This window comes from Vibrio sp. 10N.222.55.B11, assembly GCF_041473705.1.
Lineage (GTDB): Bacteria > Pseudomonadota > Gammaproteobacteria > Enterobacterales > Vibrionaceae > Vibrio > Vibrio crassostreae_C.
In genome coordinates this window covers 6047-9785 of record NZ_JBFRST010000034.1, presented here as the reverse complement: position 1 = coordinate 9785, position 3739 = coordinate 6047, and the positions used below count along the sequence as shown (strand labels likewise).

The window sequence follows — 3739 nt, the reverse complement described above, 5'->3', positions numbered from 1 at the left end:
TATTTTTCACTCAAACAACGGAAGGTGGAGTGTCGGTGGGTGTGGCTCAGTATGTTCCAGAACTAAATGCGGCGGTCGGTTACTTGCAAAACAACCGTAACATGAACATGAAAATCGCAATTTCAGTTAAACCACAGAACCCTACAGTGCATTTGGTGATTGGCCACAAGAGTAATGTAGAGAAAGAATATCCATCGCAAGCCTAACTGTATCGGATCTCACAGACCTTTGTACTACTCATCTAATGAACAGTTAGGAGCGTTATATGTTGTTGTCTTGGTTTAGCGACGACTACCCATCGGCCTTATTGTTATCATATTCAGGTACTAATTGAGTGAGGGGAATGATCGCCTCACCCAACTTTCATTGTGACAACGTCACAAAAAGACCGAAAGACTACGGTTATTACCTTCCTTGAAGCCCTTATATAACGTTCTGGTCAGAGTTTTATAAAATATTCAACGTTTTACTGCCCACTTTTAAATCGACTCTCTTTATACCCAAGCGATAAAGGCAAGAGAGTACGTCATTTTGAAAAACATTGTATTGACTACGATTTAGAAGTAATAAAAATTCTTCTAACAAGTATCGTTTTTGAGCAAGCTGATAAAAATCACTTATCCTTTGCTTTACATCCAAGTCAATAACAGCGACTTCCAGGCGAGATTGATTCTTCTCAAATAAAAAACTAATCGGCCATTTTGACACAGAAAACCTCCATTATGTGTGAATTATAAAAACAGTCGTTACCGCTCGAAGGGAAAATTAGAGCAACATTTCTTCTTTAATTCCTACTTTGATTAATGCCGCCTTCTCAATCGCTGTTAGTTCTGAAAGCTCACTAACGAAATCACAATCCTTGAACCGAACGTCGGTCGCTTCACCCAACTTTTCACTCAATGCCGTCATCAAGCCTTCTACTAGGCCACTGAAACGCATGGCAGTCGAGATTAAAACATTGTCACCTTGCGCCAGATATGACGACGGAACTTGTTCAGCAACCAACCTAAAAACGCCTCGTAAACGCTGACCAAAAGCACCTTCCAATTGCGTTAATGTCGCTTTCAGGTCACTTTTCGACATTTGATCCAAAGCTGAACTCATTAAATCCCCATCAAAACGAGCATGAGCATTCGCATCAAGCGCGCCTTCAGTTTTTTTGCCGTTTTTTCATGCCATTGCAAGGCCGATGTATCAATAAAACCTTGTAAACCTTGCATAGTGGCGCTTACATTTGGACGTTTGTGTGAAAGTGAGTCCACAATTAATCCTAGATGCCCTGAATAATTTTTCTCTTGTTTAGGGACAGTAGAAAGCGCCAATTCACGAACTAGACTCAGATCCCCCTTTATTCAAGGCGATATTCTGAATAAATTTAAATGAAATATTGCCTTCGCTTAGCGCATCTTGTAGCTTATTTATTGTTTCACTAGATAATAATGGTGTTAAATTCGCTGTTACTCGTTTAGACAAGTAACTCACCGAATCCAGTGCTGTTTTCTTACTATTATCCTTAGCTGAACTACCTCTAATACCTAGATCATTATCAATTTCAGAACTAACAGCAATCGTCCTGACAGGATACTCGCTCGAGCTTTGTTTCTGTGTTTCCGGCTCAAAATAAGAACTAATAGCCTCTTTAAGTCCACCAACTTGAGCAGTTAATTTTCGGTCATTGAATAGGTTTCAGCGACAATGGCGAGTTTAGTTTGAGCAGACCACTGCTCTGATGAAGTGTTGCTCTTTGGCACGGTGGCTCCTGAACTTCTGAGTTGCGGGCGCCAATAATACAGGGTCGCAGTGCTAATTCCTTCCTCTTCGGACACTTCTTTAACTGACATCGAATAGGGAGGCAGCAGCTTCTTCAATATCGCTTCTTTTCTTTCTACTGAGATACGAGACACAATTACTCTTTATCGCCCAAACTGGTTAAATTTTAACAGTGACAACTACCCTGCCAGATAGGGATATTGTGAACCCAGATTTAGACACAAGAACAGCTCCCGATTGGGAGCCGTTCCCCTTTCAAAAATGATAATGTGCTTTCACACTATCATTCTCCTTTAGCAGCTTTATTATCTTTGGTGCTTGTCTCTTCAGCCTTATGCTCTAATACATCACAGTTTTTATTGATAGTGATGGACTTAGGCTTCATAGCTTCAGGTATCTCTTTCACCAGAGTAATAGTTAACAATCCGTTAGAAAGATCTGCATCCGTAACTTCAACATAATCAGCTAAGTTGAACTTACGTTCGAATGTACGATTGGCGATACCCTGATACAGATATTTATTTTCTTTATCAGCACATTTTTGCCCACGTACACTTAGCACGCTCTTTTCTACTTGAATATCAAGCTCTTCCTGAGTAAATCCGGCTACGGCCAGGGTGATGGCATAGCGATTCTCTTTTAGAACTTCAATGTTATATGGTGGGTAACCGTTGATAGCAGTTTCACTGGTCATGGCATGATCAATTAATGATGCTAGACGGTCAAACCCAACACTACTACGGTATAGTGGAGATAGGTCAATTGAGCTCATAATATATCCTCCATAAGAAGCAATACAAAATAAAAACAAGAGTGATGAAAAGGCCTCTTGATAAGACAACCTTTTCAAGGTTTTTTATAGTGTTTACGAACAATTATTTCAATAGTTTTTATATAGCAATTTCTCATTGAATTAGTTTTTTTATATGAAATTGTTATATCCTATCTATAATGACGAGACAAAAATAGTTCATAATTAGACGGTCTCTCTACTCTCTGATGGGCAATATTCCACGATATGAATTACGCGGGTGGCATGGGGTCGAGATCGGTTGGTTGAGTCACAAGAGATTACTATCAAATCAAATGGAAGGTGATTTATGAATGTGACTCTATGCTTATGTGCGGGTTATGTTTGAAAAATCAATAGCCATGTGATGATTTATTTAACGTAATGGTACTTAGTGTGAACCCAAATTTAGACACAAGAACAGCTCCCTATTAGGAGCTGTTCTGCGTTACGGGGTCACGCAATTGAACATAGGAATAATGAACACCAATAATTTTTTTTAGTGAGTTTTTTAAAATGTATGTCTTTTTACGGCATAACCTTGTTTTTCTTAGATTCATCACTACATCAAATATGAACAATGTTGCTTTTAAACTAGTTTAAAGGTTTTGTATGGCTATCTATGTAGCGCCTGGTAATAAAGTCGGGCGAGATGGGGCTCTTTTCAAGAGTGTAAAATTAATACAACAAATCATACGGTTGTAGTAAAATATGGTCGGTATTGTATTATCCGTGATCATGAAATAGCGCCTCCAACAAGTACTGCAGCGCGACATTGGTTGCAGATTTATAGAACACCAGATAATACGGAGTAATGTCCGTAACATTATCGTAGAAAGGTCGCTTAGCGGCCTTTCTGCATTTGTAAGTATTAGGTAGCCTCCTTGCGGCTTTGTTGCGTAATTAAATTTAGAGATAGAGCTACCCCGTTTCGCGTATTTCTTAGTCAATACGACAAGTTTCAGGCACACCTAACCCAGTAAGCTTGTTCAACGCTTTTATCATCGCGTAAGTTTCACCCACCTGGGCATTGTAATTTCTTAAGCTCAGTTTCCCTCCTAGCAACTGTTTAACTCGATACATCGCTGTTTCTGAGAGTGAACGTTTGTGGTATCCATACCGCTCTTTCCAATACTTATTTGAGCCGTATAATTTCTGGCAACCCACGGCGAGATTTCG

6 protein-coding genes and 1 pseudogene are annotated in these 3739 nt (G+C 39.5%); 1 reads left to right on the top strand and 6 read right to left on the bottom strand.

Annotated features, from left to right (window positions below):
- Positions 1–206 (top strand): hypothetical protein (locus AB4503_RS11990; RefSeq protein ID WP_372114782.1); only part of this gene is annotated, 206 nt, incomplete at its 5' end.
- A 241-nt stretch (positions 207–447) separates the two neighbouring features.
- Here AB4503_RS11990 and AB4503_RS11985 read toward each other — a convergent pair.
- From AB4503_RS11985 to AB4503_RS11960, 6 genes and pseudogenes are all read right to left on the bottom strand, one after another.
- Positions 448–708: a hypothetical protein gene (locus AB4503_RS11985; RefSeq protein WP_017098102.1), complete on the bottom strand. Its 261-nt coding sequence runs from the start codon at positions 706–708 to the stop codon at positions 448–450.
- 57 nt (positions 709–765) lie between these two features.
- Positions 766–1104, bottom strand: a complete 339-nt coding sequence (locus tag AB4503_RS11980) for a hypothetical protein (protein ID WP_017098101.1) — start codon at positions 1102–1104, stop codon at positions 766–768.
- Positions 1104–1262, bottom strand: a complete 159-nt coding sequence (locus AB4503_RS11975) for a hypothetical protein (RefSeq protein WP_017098100.1) — start codon at positions 1260–1262, stop codon at positions 1104–1106. The genes AB4503_RS11980 and AB4503_RS11975 overlap by 1 nt, the downstream gene beginning before the upstream one ends.
- Positions 1263–1661: 399 nt before the next feature.
- The gene (locus tag AB4503_RS11970) at positions 1662–1904 is read right to left on the bottom strand and encodes a transposase (RefSeq protein ID WP_032499864.1); all 243 of its coding nucleotides are present in this window, start codon (positions 1902–1904) and stop codon (positions 1662–1664) included.
- A 149-nt stretch (positions 1905–2053) separates the two neighbouring features.
- On the bottom strand, positions 2054–2542 hold the full coding sequence (locus tag AB4503_RS11965; RefSeq protein WP_017098606.1) for an Hsp20 family protein: 489 nt from the start codon (positions 2540–2542) through the stop codon (positions 2054–2056).
- 960 nt (positions 2543–3502) lie between these two features.
- A pseudogene (locus AB4503_RS11960) lies at positions 3503–3739 on the bottom strand (IS5/IS1182 family transposase); the annotation flags it as partial.

What these genes read in the sequence shown, in the direction of transcription:
- AB4503_RS11980 (WP_017098101.1), bottom strand. Translation starts at nt 1,104, where the DNA reads ATGAGTTCAGCTTTGGATCAAATGTCGAAAAGTGACCTGAAAGCGACA.
- AB4503_RS11965 (WP_017098606.1), bottom strand. Translation starts at nt 2,542, where the DNA reads ATGAGCTCAATTGACCTATCTCCACTATACCGTAGTAGTGTTGGGTTT.